At 64.1% G+C, this 18,866-nt stretch carries 8 protein-coding genes; 4 read left to right on the forward strand and 4 right to left on the reverse strand.

Translation table 11 applies throughout. The features are described from left to right. The first annotated feature begins 114 nt into the window (after positions 1 to 114). The 4 genes from zorA to C4T42_RS27380 are packed head-to-tail and all read left to right on the forward strand — an operon-like array spanning position 115 to position 8,535. Positions 115 to 3,192, forward strand: coding sequence for an anti-phage ZorAB system protein ZorA (gene zorA / locus C4T42_RS27365; protein WP_103986228.1), 3,078 nt, complete (start codon positions 115 to 117; stop codon positions 3,190 to 3,192). 14 nt (positions 3,193 to 3,206) lie between these two features. Beyond that, positions 3,207 to 4,064 (forward strand): OmpA family protein, encoded by an 858-nt coding sequence (locus C4T42_RS27370; RefSeq protein ID WP_103986229.1) that lies wholly within the window; start codon positions 3,207 to 3,209, stop codon positions 4,062 to 4,064. Continuing rightward, positions 4,061 to 5,470, forward strand: coding sequence for an EH signature domain-containing protein (locus tag C4T42_RS27375; RefSeq protein ID WP_103986230.1), 1,410 nt, complete (start codon positions 4,061 to 4,063; stop codon positions 5,468 to 5,470). Before C4T42_RS27370 ends, C4T42_RS27375 begins: the two co-directional genes overlap by 4 nt. Continuing rightward, the gene (locus C4T42_RS27380) at positions 5,467 to 8,535 is read left to right on the forward strand and encodes a DEAD/DEAH box helicase (RefSeq protein ID WP_146074053.1); all 3,069 of its coding nucleotides are present in this window, start codon (positions 5,467 to 5,469) and stop codon (positions 8,533 to 8,535) included. The genes C4T42_RS27375 and C4T42_RS27380 overlap by 4 nt, the downstream gene beginning before the upstream one ends. 291 nt (positions 8,536 to 8,826) lie before the next feature. On the opposite strand, the gene C4T42_RS27385 is transcribed toward C4T42_RS27380, so the two are convergent. From C4T42_RS27385 to C4T42_RS27400, 4 genes are all read right to left on the reverse strand, one after another. After that, a complete protein-coding gene (locus C4T42_RS27385; protein ID WP_103986232.1) occupies positions 8,827 to 14,268 on the reverse strand; it encodes an FtsK/SpoIIIE domain-containing protein in 5,442 nt (1,813 codons plus the stop codon). Further along, positions 14,265 to 15,806 (reverse strand): hypothetical protein, encoded by a 1,542-nt coding sequence (locus C4T42_RS27390; RefSeq protein ID WP_103986237.1) that lies wholly within the window; start codon positions 15,804 to 15,806, stop codon positions 14,265 to 14,267. The genes C4T42_RS27385 and C4T42_RS27390 overlap by 4 nt, the downstream gene beginning before the upstream one ends. Positions 15,807 to 15,808: 2 nt before the next feature. Continuing rightward, entirely contained in the window at positions 15,809 to 17,623 is a 1,815-nt protein-coding gene (locus C4T42_RS27395; protein ID WP_210202154.1) for a hypothetical protein, read from the reverse strand. Between the two features lie 638 nt (positions 17,624 to 18,261). Then, the coding region (locus tag C4T42_RS27400) for a hypothetical protein (RefSeq protein ID WP_210202155.1) at positions 18,262 to 18,866 on the reverse strand (605 nt) is incomplete at its 5' end.

The following is an 18,866-nucleotide window of genomic DNA, read 5'->3' on the forward strand; positions in this document are numbered from 1 at the left end:
AACCGAGACATGCAATCTAGCCCACAACCTGAGTGTCCCGCTGGGACGTCTGTTGTGTAGACCGGTGCAGCAGGCCGCCCGCGGGGCGCTTTCTGAAACCGGTCGGAGGTATCAGTGTACGCCGTCTTTGCGCGTCCGGTCGTTTGGCACGGGCTCGTCCGTGCGGTCCTGTTTCTCGGTTTGGCCACGGCATCAGGTGTGCTGCTGGCGCGCATCATGCCCTTCGCCAACACGGGCATCTTGGCGGACGTCTTCCAGGAGATGGCCCGCGGCACCTACGAGCGCGTCAGCGACCGCGTGTTCGCCTTTGCGTTGGCCTCCCTCGTCGTTCAAGTCGCCGCCTCGCTCGCGATCACCTTCTTTCTCACGCACGTGCTTCTGATCCGCTTGGCGCTCGCCGACGCGCGACGGGTTCTGAAGCGGACCGGCGACACCCGCGCAGTAGCCGAGGCCTTCGATGTGCTGCGGGAGCGGCTTGAACGAAACGACCTGATCGGTTCGGCCTGGGGCGAGTTTGCCGAGACGCTGGTTCCAGAGCCACGCGCAGTCCGCAACACGATGCGGCCTCAGAGCTTCATCAACATCGGCGTGGCCCGCGAGCGTCTCTTCGGCTTGAAGATGATGAGTTCGGTGCCGGGTTATTTCGTCGGCCTTGGCCTGCTCCTCACTTTCATCGGGCTTGTCTTCGCGCTCAACAAGGCGGCTGGCAGTACCGGAGCCGGATCGGCTGAAGAGATGACGCGCTCGCTCAATGAGCTTCTGTCGGCCGCGACGTTCAAGTTCGGCACATCCATCGCGGGCCTCGGCTCCTCCCTCGCGCTCGCATTTGTGTTCAAGAGCTACGCGATCTGGATCGAAACGGGCTTCGACGGTTTGTGCCGCGATCTGGAGGACCGGCTGCTGTTCTATCCACCGCAAGCGATCGCGGCCGAGACCAAGACGATCCTTGAGGATCAGCGCGACCAGTTGAAGGAAATCAACAGCGAGCGCTTCTTCACGCGCCTCGGTGATACGGTCACGCCCGGCATTCAATCCGCGATGGCCGCAGCCGTGCAGCCGATGACCGAGAGCCTCCACGCCGCGGTCGGACAGCTGACCCAGACGAGCCAGAGTGGCCTCGACGAGATGCTCCGGCGCTTCCAGGACAATCTCCAGGGCAGCGCTGGCGCCGAGCTGAAGCAACTCGCGGGCACGCTCGTCGCGATGCAGGGTGCGCTTGAGGGGGTCCAGCGCGACCTATCCGGATCGGGACAGGATTTCTCGCGGCAGCTCTCCGAGGCGGCGGCCAATCTCGACCGTCTCGTCGCACAGGCCGGGGCCAACCTCGGCGCATCCGCCGACACGAGCCGCGCCCTCCTCGAAGAGGTCGCGCGCGAGTTGCGGGCTACCTTCGAGATGGCCAACCGGCAGGTGGCGGAGAATCTCGCGGCCTCAACGCGCGGTGCGGCCGGTTTGGTCGAGGACGCCATGGGCCGGGTGCTCGAGCGGCTCGAGAGTCAGACCACCGCCTTCGGGCAGTCGATCGGTGCGCTGCAGACGGCGCTGGCGGATGGTGTCGCGGGCAGCGCCCGCTCGGCACAGATCGCAAGCGAACGGGCGAGCGGTGCCACGCAGCAGGCGGCTGAAGCCGCCGCGGCCGCGATGCGGAGCACGGTGGACGCGGTGGCAGCCTCGGCCGCAAGCTCGGCGGCCCAGGCTGAGCGGTTGATGGAGCAGATGTCGGCGCGCATGGACGCGCAGATCTCCACGATGACCACCGCGGTCGAGACGCTGCAACGCTCCCTCGCGGGCCAAGCCGAGGAGAACGCGCGCACGGCCCGCGAGGCCGGGGCGGCGGCCGCGCAGAGCACGGCGCTCGCCGCGCAGGAGGCGGCGCGGGCCATGCAGGGCACGGTCGGGGATGTCTCAAGCTCCGTCCGTGCCTCTGCGGCTCAGGCCGAGGGCGCCGTGGCGCTGATGGCCGAGCGCATGGACGCACAGATGCGGGCCCTCGTCGACGTCGTGGGCACATTGCGCCAGACGGTCGAGACCCAAGCCCAGGAGAGCGCGCGCGCGGCTCGTGAGGCGAGCGCTGCGGCTTCCCAGAGTGCGACGCAGTCCGCGGAGATCGCGGCCCGAGCCATGCAGGGCACGATCGGCGATGTCTCCGCCTCGGTCCGCGACTCGGCCGCTCAGGCGGAAGGAGTCATGGCGCAGGTGGCCACGCGTATGGACGCACAGATGTCGGCGCTGACCGAACTCGTCAGCGCGCTGCGCCAGACCATCGAGAACCAAGCTCAGGACAGCGCACGGGCGATCGCCGAGTCCGGTGCCGCGGCCTCGCGGAGTGCGGCACAGTCCGCCGAAGCGGCAGCGCAGGTGATGGCAGGCACCGTCACTGACATCTCAAGGTCCGTCTCCGGGGCGGCGGCCGACGCTGAGCGCAGCTTGGGCCAGGTGGCGGCCCAACTCGGAGCCCAACTCGCGAGCTTCAATGAGACCGTCGCGGCCCTCCAGCGCAGCGCCGCGGTGCAGGCGGAGGATACCGCGCGGGCGGCCCGTGAGGCCGGCGCGGCGGCGGCGGCCTCCGCGGCTCAAGCCGCACGCGACGCCGCGGAGGCGATGCGGGGGACGATGACCGCGATCGTCTCTGAAATGCGCGGCGGGGTCGACGCGCTGTCGGGCACACTGCGCACCGTCGAGGCGGCTTTCGCCGGGCAGGTTCGCCACGTGGACGGCGTCGCCGCCCGCTCGCGCGAGACCGCCGACGCGTTCGCGCAGGCGTCCCGCGCGATCCAGGGCGCCAGTCAGCCCCTCCTCCAGACCTCCGAGCGCATCGCCGGGGCGGCAGAGACCATGGCCGGATCGGTGCACGAATCGGCCGACGCCCTGCGCGCAGGTCAGAGCGCGGCGACCGCTCTGGCCGAGCGTCTCGAGCGTCACCTCGAGCGGGCTGGGCAATCCCTCGAGGCCTACGAGCAGCGCTTTGCGCACGTCGACGCCGAACTCGGCCAGGCGGTCGCCCGGTTCGCCGAGCAGGTGCGTCAGCAGCAGGATCGCGTTGCCGAGTTCGTCACCGAGATCGATCGGCATCTCAGCGGCACGACCGACAAGCTGGCGCGCATGGTCGACGACCTCTCGAGCAGCAACGAGGAACTGGGCACCGCGCTGTCCGCCCTCGCCCACCCGATCCGTCTGGCCGCCGCGGAGTAGACGAGGGTTAGATTATGGTGGTCGAGGCCGAAGCCCCCGTCCATGGCGACGCGGAGGAAGAAAATTACTTCATCTCGATGACCGACATGATGGTGGGGGTGCTCTTCATCTTCATCATCATGCTGATGGCGTTCGCTCTGAATTTCCAGAAGCAGGCGGACCGGCAGGAAGACAAAATTTCCGTGGCCGAGGAGGTCGGGCGCAAGCTCGAGGCGCTCGAGCAGCGGGTCAGCCAGCGATTGAGCGAGATCCGGGAGGCGGCAAGCGCCCGCGCCCAACTCCTGCACGATCTACGTGACGCGCTGAGCCGCGAGGGATTGAACGTCACGGTCGACGAGGCGAACGGGGTTTTGCGCCTGTCGGAGGACGCGATCCTGTTCCCCGTCAACGGCGCCGACCTCGTCGGCCGGGCGCGGGACAACGTCGACAAGCTCGCGCGCGTGCTGGCCCACATCCTTCCGGTCTACAGCCCGTGCCCGGCGGTGGCCGACAGCCCGTGCCTCAGTCGCAGTCGCGCCTACGTCGAGACCGCGTTCATCGAGGGCCACACAGACAGCACCGGCCTCGACACGAACAACTGGGACCTCTCGACCAAGCGGGCGGTCAACACCTTCCGCGAGCTCATCGTCGCGGCCCCCGACTTGCGGCGCATCCTCAACGGCCGGGGCAGCGAGGTCCTGTCGGTATCAGGTTACGCCTCGACGCGGGGGATCGATCCGGACAGAACCGCCCTCGCCTACTCGCGCAACCGGCGCATCGATCTGCGCTTCGTGATGGAGGTCGACAGCGAGAGCGGTCTGCGTGAGATCCAGACGCTCATCGACGGGATGAAGGGCGAGATCGCTCATCTGAGCCGGCCAGCCGTCCCATGAGCGCACCGGCGGGCTTTCGGGTGGCTCTTGAGGGGCTGGCGCTTGGCGCAGGGCGCGCGCTGCCGGCCGTGCCGCGTGCGGCCCACCTGGCCCGGGAGTTCGACGCCCGTGCTGGAGGCGCGGCCGCCAAGCCGCCGGTCGACCTGGACCGGGTGGCAGAGCGCGTCATCGCGGCCTTCGACCGCGGTGAGACCCCGGCCGCTCTTGATTGGCGGCACGCCCCCTGGTGTCTGTGGCGCACCGAGCCACCGCTCGCCTCGCATGACCTGGCCCTCCAGACGCTGCTCGCGCAGGTGGGGCAGCCGAAACGCCGCGGCGTCTATCGCAGGCTCGCGTCGAGTTATCTCCTGGATTACGCGCCCGATCGCCCGGAGTTGGAGCGCGTCGGCGCCACGCTCGCCGCTCACGCTGCGAGCGCCGGAGAGCCCTGGGCCGCGTTGCAGGGCGAGTTGCGGCTGTTTGAACCGGGCGGCGTGGCGCGCTTGGCGGACGCCGCGCTCGCGCAAGGCTGCACGGTGCCCGATCTCCTGACTCGGCGCGGCCTCGGCGCGATCGCAACCGGCTCCGGGCTCGCGGAGGCTGCCTTTCTCGCCGGCCTTCAGGCCCTTGCCGGACGTCCGATCGCGAGCGCTGCCGAGCGGCTCGCAACCATCAAGGCCTGGTGTCTCGGCCCGCGCGGCGAGCTTGTCTATCAGGCGCATCGCGCCGCGATGGTGAACGCCCTGGTGCTGCCCTACCGCGACCGGATGCCGAGCAAGGGCGACCAAGCCTCGCTCCTCAGCTTCCTCATGCCCCGCTTTGGCGATCCTCGGGTGAAAGCCGGCAACTGGATCGGCATGGAGGCCGCCGCGTCCATCGTGAAGCGCTGGCTCACGGAAGTAGCCCTGCGTCAGTTCTTCGATGTGGTCGACACGATCGCGCCCGAGCGCATGTGGCGCTTCCGGCGGGCGTTCTGGGGAGCCTACCACAAGCGTGATGCGATCCTGAACGCCTGGGTCGTGTTCGGCCCGGACGGCGCGCGCGAGGCCAAACGCGCGTTCGGTGATGGCATCGCCTTCGGGCAATTCGTGAAGGGCGGCCGCAAGCCGCTTCAGGACGGGCACGCCGTGCTGCTCCTCGACCTTGGCCGATGCATCGTCGCGGACTGGAGTCACACCGGCTACTGCAACATCTGGCCCAGCGACGATCCGGATAAGCCCCGCTACCTCAACGCTCGCTCCTACACCACCGACGACGTCCGCCGGCCGGTGCCCGAGGATCGCACCGAGCGCAGCCTCACCGCGCACGACATCTTCAGCCACGGCGGCTCCGACGGCTACGTGTGGCAGCATCGGGTCGCGGCCCGGATCGGCGCGCTGACGGGCCACCACCTTTTGGCGAGCGAATTCGCGGCAGGCTTCGAGTGAGCGCGCGCTTCCGCTCGGACATCGAGCCCGGCGGCGTTCGGGTCACGGCGCTATCGCGAGGGCTCTTCAGCGCACGCCTGATCCCGCGCGCCGATTGGCCTCACTCCGACGCCCTGCGCGCGACCGCCCGTACCCTCGATACGTTGATGGGGCAAGGACGCGCGACAGCGGACGCGGACGGGTATCGCCTACCGCATCGAGAGGCCGCGGCGCTGACGCCGGACGATGCCGGCCGTCTCGGGCTGCCCGATTTCGGTCAGGTCAGCCTCGATCTGACGTTCGAGGGGCGTGTCGAGGCGCCGGAGGGTCGGATCCGGTGCGATTGGCGCGATGGGCGCCAACGCCCCATTCACCCGGTGCGAACCGGACTGATACTCAGTTTCGGCGACACACAGACGCGCCTCTCCGGTGCCCTGCTCGATCTCGTCGAGGCCGTCGACGCCTACAACGCCGGCCAGGGCACGGACCTCGAGGCGCGCGTCCAGGCCTGGATGCCCGTCCAGCGCGCTCTGCGCGCGGCCCTCGGCCCGGACGTCGCCGCGGACAGCTACACGCGCGGCCTCACGCTCTACCAGGCGGGTGCGTTCGCCCTCGACGTCCACGAGACCCGAGAGGGGCTCGCCTTTGAGCCGCGTCTGATGGCGCGGGAGAGCGCGGCCTCGCTCGCCGACGAGGCACCTGATGCCCTGCCTCCTGATGACCTGCCTCCCGACGCCGAGCTGGCCTTCGAACGTGCGGCCGAAGGGCTGCTCCCGCCAGAAGATCACCGGGCGTTTCTGCGTCAGGCGCTCGACGCGAGGGGTGTGACGCGCGACGCTTATGTCGTCGGGCGCAACCGCTTCGTCCTGATCGATCCCCACCTGAAGCCCCTCCTCGACGTGGTGCGGGCCAAACGCGCCGCGCCGGATGCGGAGCGGCGCCGGTTTGTGCGCAATCCCCGCGCCGGCCTCGCCGAGGCGCTCGGCGCCGACGCCGAGCAGACACGCCTGTTCGTCGAGACCGCCGCCTACTCGAGCCGCGTGCTCGAACTCGGGATCTGGGAGAAGCCGAAGCTGCCGTGGCTGACGCGGCGCGGGCACACCTGGCTGCCGGAGGCCGGCTGGCGCGACGCGGACGGCCAACCCGTTGCCGCACCGGATCTGTCGGTCGCCGAGCGGCACGCGCTCGCCGAGGCCATTCGCGTCGCCCGGGCAGGTGGACAAGCCGAGGTGCAGGTGCAGGGCGTTACCGTCCCGATCGGCGCTGCTGAGGCCTTCCTGGCCAGCCTCGACGCCGATGACCCGCTCCCGGCCGAGCCGACGCCCGAGCCGGAGCCGGAACTGACGGGTGCGCCGGCCGAAAAGCCGGTTCTCTTGATCAAATCGAACTACGAGGACGTCGAGTACGAGCAGCCCCTCACCCCGCGCGTAGCGCTGATCCCGCGGGAACCGGTCTCAGCGCGCATGGGGGCGACCCGCCTCAAGGCTCATCAGCACCAGGGCTTCGCCTGGCTGCTCGACACGTGGCAGGCCGGCTGGCCCGGCGTCCTGCTCGCTGACGACATGGGGCTCGGTAAGACGTTTCAGGCGCTGACCTTCATGGCGTGGCTGCGCAGCAACCAGGAGGCGGCGCCCACCACCCGAGCCGAGCGCGGTCCGATCCTGGTTGTGGCCCCGACCGCGCTGCTCAAGAATTGGGAGGCTGAGTGCGCCCTGCACCTTTCCGGTCCGGGCCTGGGTCACCGCCTCGACGCCTACGGCGTCAACCTGCGCCATCTCAAGCTGCCCGCCGAGCGGCGGCCCGATCCCGGCCAGACCCTGGACGTCGAGCGCCTGCGCGCGGCCGACTGGATCCTCACGACCTACGAGACGCTGACCGATCACGAGCAGGCCTTCGCCCGCCTCCGCTACAGCCTGGTGCTGTTCGACGAGATGCAGAAGATCAAGGCGCCCGACACGCTCAACACCAAGGCGGCCAAGGCGCTCAACGCCGACTTCGTCCTTGGGCTGACCGGAACGCCGATCGAGAACCGCCTCGAGGACCTGTGGTGCATCATGGACCGCCTAACGCCGGGCTATCTCGGTGATCTTAAAGGGTTCAGCGCTACGTATAGTGAGGAAGACCCGACGCGGTTGCGTGATCTCAAGCGCAAGCTCGACACACCCGTGCTGAGATATCTCGGCGATCTCAAGGAGTTCAGCGCTACGAATGGTGTGGAAGACCCAGCGTGGCACCGTAATCCCGAGCGCAAACTCGACACACGCTTCAGGGGCATCCCCCCTGTGATGCTGCGGCGGATGAAGGCCGATGTCCTCGAAGGTTTGCCGCGCAAGAACGAAATTCGCTACCCAGTGATGATGCCGTCCGCGCAGGCCGTTGCTTACCGGCGCGTGGTCACGGACGCGCAGCGTGCCGCGGGCGCACGCAAACCCGGCGACATGCTGCGTGTCATCCACGCCCTGCGCGGCGTCTCGCTTCATCCCGACGATCCCGAGGCGGCGCGCCTCGACGGGGCGCGGGCGTTTCAGGACTATGCCGCGCGTTCGGCGCGGCTCAGCACCTGCGTCGAGATTCTGGCGACGCTGCGGACCAAGGGTGAGAAGGCGCTCCTGTTCATCGAGAGCCTCGCCATGCAGGCGCTCGTCGCGCGCGGCGTCGCCGACGTGTTCGGGCTGCGCGCGCTGCCGGGCATCATCAACGGCGGCACGCCAGGCGAGCAGCGCCAGCGCATCGTCGACGCGTTTCAGGCGAGCCCCCCCGGCTTCGGCCTCCTCGTCCTCTCACCGAAAGCCGCCGGTGTCGGCCTGACGATCACGGCGGCCAATCACGTGATCCACCTTAGCCGCTGGTGGAATCCGGCCGTTGAGGACCAGTGCAACGACCGCGCCTTCCGCATCGGGCAGACTCGAGACGTCACGATCCACCTACCGATGGCGGTCTTTGCCGACCATCCAGAGGCCTCCTTCGACCGCACGCTCGACGCCCTGCTGCAACAGAAGCGGGCGCTCTCGCGCGAGATGCTGGCCGCGCCCGTCAGCGCAAACGACACACGGGACATCTTCGCACGCACAGTCGGAGCGTCCTGACCGCGTCAGCGAGAACTTTGCCTGCTCAACCCCCAGGCTGCGAAGAAAACGATGAAGCCCGATAACCGACGATACATAACCTTTACTACCACAGGCAGCGCTAGACTGTCTCTATGTACCTTCCGGCCCCTCATGGTCGCCACCATGCCGTAGCATCGCACGCGATCTGGTTCAAAATACCAGCCAGGTCAAAGCCGTCCCGTATCGCGTCTATCACGAACATTCGCGATCGAATGCGGGCAGACGTTATAATGCATTGTCGTAATATCCCCGGTTTACTAGGTATTGAGACTATTCGTGCATGGTGCCATCGCTCGTTAAGATTGCATTCACGACAAGATCGATATCATCGTCTGAGAGGAATGGCGCTTGCGCGTGGATGATAGCGGGCTCGCCACTTAGGCGAGCGGCCAAGTGGCCTAATCCCAGTAACTGCTCAGCGCCTTTAACACCGAGCGCGATCTCCGACGTACCGACGCTAGCGACTTTGAGGATCAATCGGTTGCCGAGATTGTCTCGCAGCTGCATTGGCATGACATTGGCGTCCGGCCGCTGTGCCGCAAAGATCAGGTGCATGCCGGCCGCGCGCGCCTTCACCCCGAGGCGCGAGACGTTGGCAGTCACCGCAGCCTTATAGTCCTCAGTGAGCATCCATTCAGCGAACTCGTCATGGACGAGGAACATATAAGGCAGCCGCTCAGCCGCCGATACTTTTGTATTGTAAGCGCGGATGTCACGCGCACCTTGTGTGCGGAAGAGCTCGTATCGCCGCTCCATTTCGGCGACGAGACCTTCCATCACCTCCACGGCGCGTGACTGATCGACAATCACGCCACCCCTCAGATGCGGGAGGCGTTCGACTGCCGCATAATCAACACCCATCTTTGGATCGATCAGATAGATATGCGCGAGCTGGCTCGAATTCGTTGCAGCGATGTCGAGCAGCAGCGCCTGGATCAGAACCGATTTTCCCGATCCCGTCGCGCCAGCGACTAGCGTATGCGGCTCGTGTTGCTGTCCCCCAGCGAACGGTCCGCCAAGATTGAGGTACAAGATCTCGCCGTCGAGCTCCTTCAGGCCGAGAATGAAGGAAACGTTCACACCGGCCGCGTTGCGGTTGATCTCGCGACGGGCCCATACGTCCCACAGAGACACGACCTGCCGCTGCGGACGTGCCACGCCCACGACGATCTCTCCTGGAAGGGGTGAGACGGAGATCAGCCGCAGTCCGTGAGTTGTGAGCAAGGCGGACTGGCGATTTTCGAGATCCTCGACGCGGAGGCGATCCGAACCCATGAACCGGATCAGCGCCGCGTTTGGAGTGAGACGCGTGCCCACGATCTTTGCCTGGAGATCATACCCCATCAGCGCCGATCGGAGCTTCTGTGAAGTAGCCTCCAGCCAAGCCTGATCATGGGCCGAGGCTTCCAGAGCCTCGGCTCCACGCGATCGGATCAGCGCCTCGATCGCGCTCCTCGCCGGCGCTGGGCTTGGTGGGGCAGAGCTGGCGGGCGGCCGCGTTGACATTATAACAGGCTCTAAGGCTTCCGACGCGATCGGCGTTGGAGCCGTCACTGGCGGTAAGCTACCGCCGGCCTGGGCGCCGGTTGACGGTGCATCAAGCGCGACACTTGGGATGTCCTCAGGGGTCAAAATACCCGCGACTGCTCCACTCGCTTCCATAACTTCAACCACAATGCCACCGTCCAGGTCGCCTTCGTCGTCATCCTCATCGTAGTCGTGATTGATCGGATGCGCGGTGACCGCCGGAAGCAGGCTTGAATCGACCTTCTTGGTCCATTCCACCCGCGGTGCCGGGTCGCGGTAGACTGTGGTCAGCCAGACATGGTTGATCCCAAGGCCGGCACGCACAGGCGTCAACGGGCTCTTCGCCTCATAAGCCTTGATCACCTGGCGCAGGCCCTCGCGCGTAAAGGTTTCCTGTAGCCCACCCTTGATGTCGGTCAATCGCTCCTGCTCACCCAGATCGGCGCCATCTCCAGCGGGACCAGAGACGAAGATGTGCGAATAGCCTCGAAGGTCGATAGGCACCTGTCCGCGGCGGATACCGTCGCGAACCCGCTCGAGCAGGTGCGGCTGTCCGAGCGCCGCCGTACCGTCGAGGAGAAGGTCCGCGATCCGCGAAAGCCATAGGTCGCGATCGAGTCGCCCGGGGTCACCAAACAGCGCATCGTCGATACGAGCGACGGTCTGACTCAACTGGCTTCGCGATTTCCGAGCGGCTTCCGGTTCGCCGGATTGATCGACATATTTAGCCTCAGTTACGATCGCGCGAAGCTTCGGGGCGCCCCCCTCGCCTGCCACTAGGCTGAGCCCGAGGATGTCGGCAATCCCCTCTTCCTTCTGGCCGAGCCACTCCGCGTAGTCGTCGAGCAGGAACCAGGCGACCGCCGCGCCAACACCCATTTCGTCCGCAATCAATGCCCGGCTCAGCACTAAGCCGATCAGCTCGCCGGCAGACACGCCGCGCTTGGCGGCGCGGAGTACGATGTCGCCGGAGATCGAATTGGCGTCGTCGATCATGCGGCGGGCGAGCGCCGAAAGGCGATCACCGTCGAGGCCGAGCGACAGCTCGGCAAGGCGCCGGCGGACCAGCACGTGGAGGATGCGAAGTTCGGACGTCGAGGATACAACCATATTGCGGCCATGCGTCCGCTGGCGCCGGTAGCGGATGACGTTGATGCCCTGTGCGGCAAGCTGACGTTTGTCGATCAGGTCGTCATATGTGGCGACCCATTCGGCGAGACCATGTACTTCGTCGAACATGGCGCGCAGACCGCCGTCCTGAAACGAGATCTGGCGGGCGGGGAGGTAATGCTCGTCGGCGCCATGGGATTGCCGGCGGACGACGTTTGCCACGGCATCTACGTAGGCCCAGCCGGCGTCCGGCTGGCGCGGGCAGGTGAGATAGCTCGTCGCCTTCAGTTCGTCCTCGGCCGTGACGCGCCGATAGGACCAGCGGGCGGGGACGTGTTCCAAGATGCTGGGATTTTCACGCTCGGCAGGCACCGGGAACCACTGCTCGCGCGCCTGCCTCGAGACGACATCGTGCAGAAAGGCGACGTCGATTTCTCGCTCCGGCCCCTGGCTCGTCGACGTTCCCCCGTCGAGCATGACGCCGATGCGCAGCTTTGACATGAAGTTGCGCGACGTCTCGCTGACGACGACAGAGTCGGGATCGCCCTCCGATCGCGCGAGGAGTTCGGTGTAGACGCGGGCGAGGCGCGACCGATCGCGGTGCCGCACCAGCACGTTGCAATGAACCTCGTCTTGGTCCTGCACGGAGCCTAGCGCGCTCACAGTTGCCAGCGGCAAGCCCGCCGCATCGCAATTGAAGAGCAAGATACTGAGGTTCGATCGCTCATGCGGCTGGAGGTCGAGGTATCGTTCCAGCAACCTGCGAATTTGGCGAGCCGCCTCGCCTGGATCGACGTCAGTCGTTGCTTCTGAGGAAGCCCGGATAGGCCGTTCGACCAGGCTATAGTCGTTTAAAGTATTCGTTTCAGTCAGGAGAACGACCTCGCTACCTTCGTAACCGACCGCGATCTCGGGATAGAGCGGATGTGCAAGTTCGGCGCGCAAGTCGGCGAAGAACAGTCGAGAGTCGCCGAAATTCACATCGACGTCTGAAAGTAGATAAGCAGCTAGGCCAGCTACGGACCGCATTTTTGCGGCTGTGCCGGCGAGGCGCAGCGGGTGCCATGGTGCGACGACTGCCGACGGAGCGCCGCCAACGACGGTGACCGTGCCGATGCCGAGCAGCGGCTCCCACAGATCGCGACGATTGATGTCGCCACCGGCGTGGGTGTTCAACGCGCGCAGCAGATCGCCGTAAGCATCGGCCTGTGCAATCATCGTAGGCGAGGCATAGCCGGTGCTCTGAAGTGCAGCGAGTGCGTCGCTGTAGAGTTGATGAAAGCGCGACCACGCTTGTTCGATTCTCGCGGCCCCCTCTTGGCTGACACGACCCGCGGTACGCGCGTCCTTAAGCGCGGTGGGAAACAGCTTGGCGATGTTCTCGCCGATGTTAGTGCGCGGCACGAGCGTGCCGGCATCTTGCGCAAAAGCCGGCTGCAGCGTGCCCACATCGCTCAGCGAGATTGACTGCAAGGCACCCTTTCTGCTGACTGGCAATCGCGCGACGCTGCTGCGCCCGAAGGGCCGTTTGAGCAAGCGGCCAATATCCTTGGGCAGCTCCAGCCCGATGGCATTGGGCTGCGCCGTCCAGACCAGCTGAACAGTTGCGCGCTCGCTGCCGGCGGTCAGCGCGACGTCGAATTTAATCTGAGTTGCCCCGCGAGCCGTCGATTGGTTACGCCGATACTTTGTCTTCTGCCGAGCTTTCGCACGGTCGAGCAGCTCCTCATACTGGAAAAGGTCTTTCACGTCCCAGGTGACGTTGGATCCCATCAGCGCCTGCAGGCCACGATAGCGCATCCCGAAGGCGAGCCCGACATCGGCGTTGAGGTCGAGCCACTGATTTCTGGTCCGGCGGCCTGATGTGATCGTCAGCCTGCGCGAGCCGGCGAGATTGACCTGCCCAAATAGACGCTCGATTGCTAATAGCAGACCTTCAAGGAAATCAGTACATTCGATCGGACGTCCAAATACGAAACGCTCCCACTTCACTCGGAGCGAACTTTCTTGGCCAAGTTCATTTCGGTGCGTCTCGAAGAAATCGCGATCATCTTCACGCGTTTCCTTCAATGACCGATTTTTGAGCTCTTTGAGATACTCCTCGTCCGACGGGCTTAGCCGGTCGGGTAGGTTGAATTCGTAGAAATTAAGCGTTTCCTGGCCTAGCGGCGCCTTCTTGAGTTTAATGCCTGAAAAGAGCTGTAGGATGCTCTGTTCTTCCCATTCGTATTCGCTGAGCGCCGCTGCCTCAGGCCCCCAGCCAGGGGGCGCGCCGATGAAGGCCTCGATCGCGGGGTGGACGACCACCGGGATGTCCTCACGTACTGTGGCGAAATGCTGGCGCAGCTCCTCACCTTCGATGACCTGCCGGTTCGGGCGCTGCTTGACCATGAGCGGCTTGCGCTCGGCGACCAGCTTCTCGAACAGCTTCTTCCAGCGGCGGTACTGTCCGCGTTCCTTTTCCTTGAGCGACATGAAGTAGCCGCTGTCACGAGGAAGCCTAAGTGCGGGAAGCGCCCAGCCAAGCGCATCCGCTATCGGAACGGCATCGGTGGCAATCTTTTCTCGCGTCATCGAGACGTAGGTTGCGATCTGGTGGAGGGAGCAATCCTCCGCCGTCGTTAGCCCGCGCAGCGCGCACTTCCACGCTTCGATCTGATTATCGGTCAGCCCTAGTCCAGCGGCGGCGGCATCGACCCAGGGTGCCGGCTCTTCCGTCAGCTGCTTGGCGCCGATGAGAGTCACGTCGCCGAGCGAAGCGCCTTGATCGTCGTCGGTATTGGCAATGAGAAGTGCGGGGCGGTCGCACTCAGCATGGCGAACCGCGACCGTCCGCTCGCTCGTCATGACCGCGTCGGGCAGGCCGAATGGAGAGACCAGGCTTCGGGGCAGCGCAATCTTCAGCTTTGCGGCGGTCGCAGAATCGGCAAGCAGTGCGCTCGTGATCGCAGCGACCTGTTCGCCGGTGAGCCGGTCGAGAAGATACCGCGCAACGCCGTCCTCGCCTGAGAGGGCAGTAACGCGGAGACGGATAGAGGTTGCGCCGGCGGCGCCGATCAATTCAGAGGGCGTCACGCGACCATTGCTCGCTGAAAGGGGTTTTCGACATAGGCGCAGCTGTCGGACAGCCGCTTCAGAAGGCCGAGGCTGGCGAGCCGCTCCTCGAGCCGATGAGCGTTATCCGAGAAATCTTCCTGATCCGCGGAACCGCCGTCGATGAATGTCTGCGCCTGGGCGTCGCCGATGACGAAACCATAGCGATGATGGAGAAGTACAAGAAAATCTTTAAACTCGAGCCGTTTGTTGACGCACGCGACTACAAGGGTCTTGAGGAGTTGATCGGTTGGCGCATAGCGGACCCGGCGGCTCGATCGCCGCGAGGCAAGACCGATTGAGCGGGCCCAGGTCATGTGGATCTTGCCGACGTGCTGCTTGTGCCGTGTCATTGCGCGACCGACCAGTTCATCAACCAGCGCCTGCGGCGTGGTGGACAGGTCGTCCTCATCAGCTTCGGGCCAGCTATACTCCCGCTTGAGGATATCGATCGCGTTTAGAGTTGGATCGTCGGATGTGATCGCGGCAGCCCATGCCTCAGTTTCGGTCACACGCCGGATGTGGCGCTCAATCGCCTGCTGCGGGAGCATGTTGTTCTGCTGGTAGCTGTCTGCTGACAGGTCGCGAACAACTGATTTTTTCGGAGAAACAATCTCGCAGACCATGCTGATGCTGGGACGGCCGAGCAGCTCGCGGGCCCGATCAAGTTGATACAAGATCAAATTAAGTCCGGTCATCGTCACGATGTGCGGAATCGCATCGTGGACTGGAATCGGCAGCGAAAGGATCGAGAGCCAGTCCGCAGCCAGACGGTTGAATATCGAATGGCTTTTACAGGGCAGATACGCCCCTGCCCGCTCCGCCTTCGCCAGCATGCATTCGCCCTGCAAGGCACGCGCCATGCCGTCATACGGTGAGGGCTCCTCGAGGAAGCGTGTCACGAGCACGTTGCGCAGGTCCTCCGCGCGATCGCTTCGGGCCAGCATAAGATAGAGAAGCTCACCAGTACGGGCGAAGAAGCGACGATCGTTCGATACGCTGCCGCCAGGCTTTACGTTTAGATCCTCGAAGAGAGAGTTCGGCCCAAATGGAAAGACGAACTTCGAACTCCACCGCTTGTTGCTCGTGCCATCGATCGCCGAGCTTTGCAAGAAGCGCAGAACGGCCGCAAAATCGTCAAAGCTCTCAAATCTATCGCGCAGATAAGTAAAATCCGGCTTGTCGAGTCCGCCGGCGCTTTCTGTCATCTTTTCAAACCAGAGTGCCCAGGCCGCCTCTTCAGATCTTGAGTCCGCCTGGACGGTAGCAACGTGCGGGTTGTTAAACACCAAATTTCGCAGGCGCAGCTGCAGCTGGGGTTTGTAGGAGAGACTGTTCGGGCGCCCCTCGCGAAGCGCTCTCCCCTCGCGATGCTCGGCAAGCAGCACCGTCATAAATTCTAGGAACGTGAGCCATGGCGATTGCTCGTCGTGTAGGCGGTGGCCCCAAATCGCCTCGTCCACCCAGAATGCCGGACCTGAACGCTCCTCGAGCTCAGTCGGCCGGTTGAGAATCTCCATGGTCATGCTCTCACGATCACCCGGCGCGTTTGCGCGCGACCATCAGCGTTGAGGTCAATGAAACGCAGGACGAGTTCGCCGTTAGCCGCCTCGTCATCGCCGTCGAGTTTGCGCCGGTTTTCCGTCTCACGAAGCAACCGCGCCTTGAACGCCAGCAGATCCTCGTGGCATTCGAGTGAGAAGCTGCTGGGCAAGGCGCCGTTTGCCACCCGACCAAGAAACTCGAAGCGGATCGGCGACAACGACAACACGACCGGAGGAATTTCGGTACCGCGGACGAGCTTCACCGAAACCGCAAATCCGCCGTCAGCCGCTTGGTCCTTGATGAGCGAGACTTCCTCACCGCCGGCGCGAGGGACAGAGATAATTTCGTCCAAGAGAGGGCTGCTCTTCGATTGCGAGTAGCTGCCCGAGGTGGCGACGACGAGCTCATCCTGATTCTGGACGAGCATCCCCGTGAAGATCCGATTGAGACCACGGACGACCATGCTGAGTGCCGCGCGTGGCATGTGTTGACCTTTCGCGATCTTGGTCAACACGTCGAGGTACATCCCTGCAAACCGGAAGGCGGTCAAATCCCAAAGGTCATAGTCCTCAGCCCTCTCCTCAGGCATTGTGAAGAAGAGACGTTGCCGCTGGGACCGCAGCGCACTTAGGAAAGCCGCCCGGTCACTAGCGTCAGCCCCCTCCAGATAGTTGCGCTGGGTGCCAACATAGGTGGGAGTCGCGCCATAGATTGGATCAGCGAGAACAAGCTGCGCATAGTCTGCGGCAAAAGCTGGATCGTCGGCGCCGTAAACAAGCAGGTTGTCCACCCGGTTGCTCGTCTCGGCCCCGATCCCGAATGCATTCAGCTTTCGGAACAGCTCAGTCTTCTCAGCGCGACTGGCGCTCAAATTCTCGCCGAAGATGTTCCGATAAACACTCGCCTGATCGATCGTGCCGGCCGCCTGAATCTCCGGGACGTCGGCGCATGTCATGAGGCCATCGCGGGCTTTGGGATGGCCAAGCAGGCTATTTGCCGTGAGTGCGAGCAACTGCCGGACCGGAAAGTGGCTGCCGTTACGTTCGCTTAATTCGATGAGCGCAGTGAGCCGCTGCTTGAAAGGATCATCCGGCCCCCTGCCCTTGAGGCGTCCCCGATTCTCATAAATCGGACAGATGGCGTCGCCCGCCGAATGCGGGCACCTCTCACAGTCACCCCAGCCTTCATGAGTGGTGATCTCCCGGATGATGTCCATTGCCATCTCGGCCGCCGGGGATCGGCTAAGGTCGCTAAGATTGAGTCGGATGCCGACGTCTTGGGTCACTCCGCTTACGAGTAGGTCCTCGACGACCTTGCTGACACGCGCGACCTCCGCCGAGTGTGAGACCGACTTCAGCTTCTCCAACAGTTGGCCATGATTAGCCGCGAACAAATAAAAAGTCGTTGCTAAGGGATCCGCGACATTTCGTGCAAATTCGACTATAAGCGACGCACTCTCTTCGTCTCGAAGTTCACTGAGATCCTTCACGATCACGAGCTGGCGACCACCAATCGCGAGCGTCTGGATCTTCTTGCCTTGGCTCCATTCGCCCGGATCTCCACCAAGTGCTGACCAGATGGCCCGACAGTGATACGTTTTACCATCCCCCGCTGTACCAGTAATGATATGAGAGACCGGCGCGCCACCGCGAAAATCCGCAACTAGGCGATCCCTAAGCGGCGCCGCTAGCGTGATCGGCCGAATTTTATGACGATTGAGAGCCCGTTGAATCGACTCGTCATACATATTGTCGTTTGTTGGGATCGGCCCATAGTTGCGCAGGAACCGCACCCAAGCAGCAGTAGTCGAAGCTTGCGACAAAACAATTACCTCTAAACTGCCGATTATTTTCTTAAGGAAGGGGGTGGGCGACCGACGCTCTCAATGGATTGGCACTAACGAAACATGCACTGTACAGCGCGTTTTGTTCGTGCCGATTCTATCGGATTGCTGAGGAAGCCTTGGCGCGGCTTGCTCAGCGGGCGCGTGCCAACGGCCGGACGATGCCTTGTGCAGAGCGAGGCAGAAGCGGGGGGCGTCATTAGCGGAGGCGATGCTTAGGTGTCGCGCTCGCGAGCCGCAAAGTCGGACGGCTGTCGCCGGCACAGGCCGCGATATGCGCGTTATGACGCAGCTCCTCCTCTATCATTTGCGCTTACCCTTGGTTGCGGCGCTCGCGATCTGGTTGAGTTCTCAGGTCTTGCTCGGTTACTGTCAAGCTTAAGTTCGGGCCCTTGCCTCGGATTTCTTACTGCGTCGACGTCGCCAAAACGCACACGCCGACCAGAAGATACCGAAGCTATTTCGGAAGTTAACCATCGAGTGCTTGGCGTCTTTCGGCATCTGTGCACTAGTTCCAGTGCGCCGAATATGGCTTGGGGCCGCCCTACATGTTGGCTCTGCAGCCTCTCGAGCACGCCTACGCCAACTCAAGAACGGCCATTCCGCCCAGATGCTCGAAGGAGATCCGCAAGCTTGTCCTCGCGACACGTGAGGCAGTCCTCAGGCACGCCAAGCACCCGCCGTATCTTGCCCTCCAGCATCTCCCGTTCCACTGTCTCGATCCCCTCGGCATAGCGGGACCTTTCGAGGAAGATTGGGCGCCGTCCTTCCTTGTAGATGCGATCATGTAGGTCTTGCCGTGAGAGGGATACTGTGGTCGACCGGGTCACGAGCGGCAGTCGAGCGTCGAAGTCGAGTATACTATAGAGAATGGCCTTTCGCTCCTCGATGTGGATCGCGGTCACGTCTACCTCGTCTAGGCCGCCGTGAATTACAGTTACGCAAGCGATGAAACCGCGGATCGCCAGGGGCATCCTGTCCAAAGCCTCGCGCCGGAAGTGCAGGAGACATCCCGTACGATGCCCGAGTTTCTGCTCTGCGGCCCCGGTGGCCGCCGCAGCCAGTGTATCAAGGCTGCCCAACGAAAACAGGAAGGCGGTTGACCTTGCCCCGTGTTTGCCCCCGTTCATAACCAGAGTCCGTTCTGGTTCTGGTCCTGTTGGGACCGGGTTGCAAACGCGTTCGGGGTGAG

The sequence above is a fragment of the Methylobacterium sp. 190mf genome (assembly GCF_900107945.1).
GTDB lineage: Bacteria > Pseudomonadota > Alphaproteobacteria > Rhizobiales > Beijerinckiaceae > Methylobacterium.

Excerpts from the sequence above, each read along its gene's own strand:
- C4T42_RS27370 (WP_103986229.1), top strand. The coding sequence starts at position 3,207 with ATGGTGGTCGAGGCCGAAGCCCCCGTCCATGGCGACGCGGAGGAAGAA.
- C4T42_RS27390 (WP_103986237.1), bottom strand. The coding sequence starts at position 15,806 with ATGGAGATTCTCAACCGGCCGACTGAGCTCGAGGAGCGTTCAGGTCCG.
- C4T42_RS27375 (WP_103986230.1), top strand. The coding sequence starts at position 4,061 with ATGAGCGCACCGGCGGGCTTTCGGGTGGCTCTTGAGGGGCTGGCGCTT.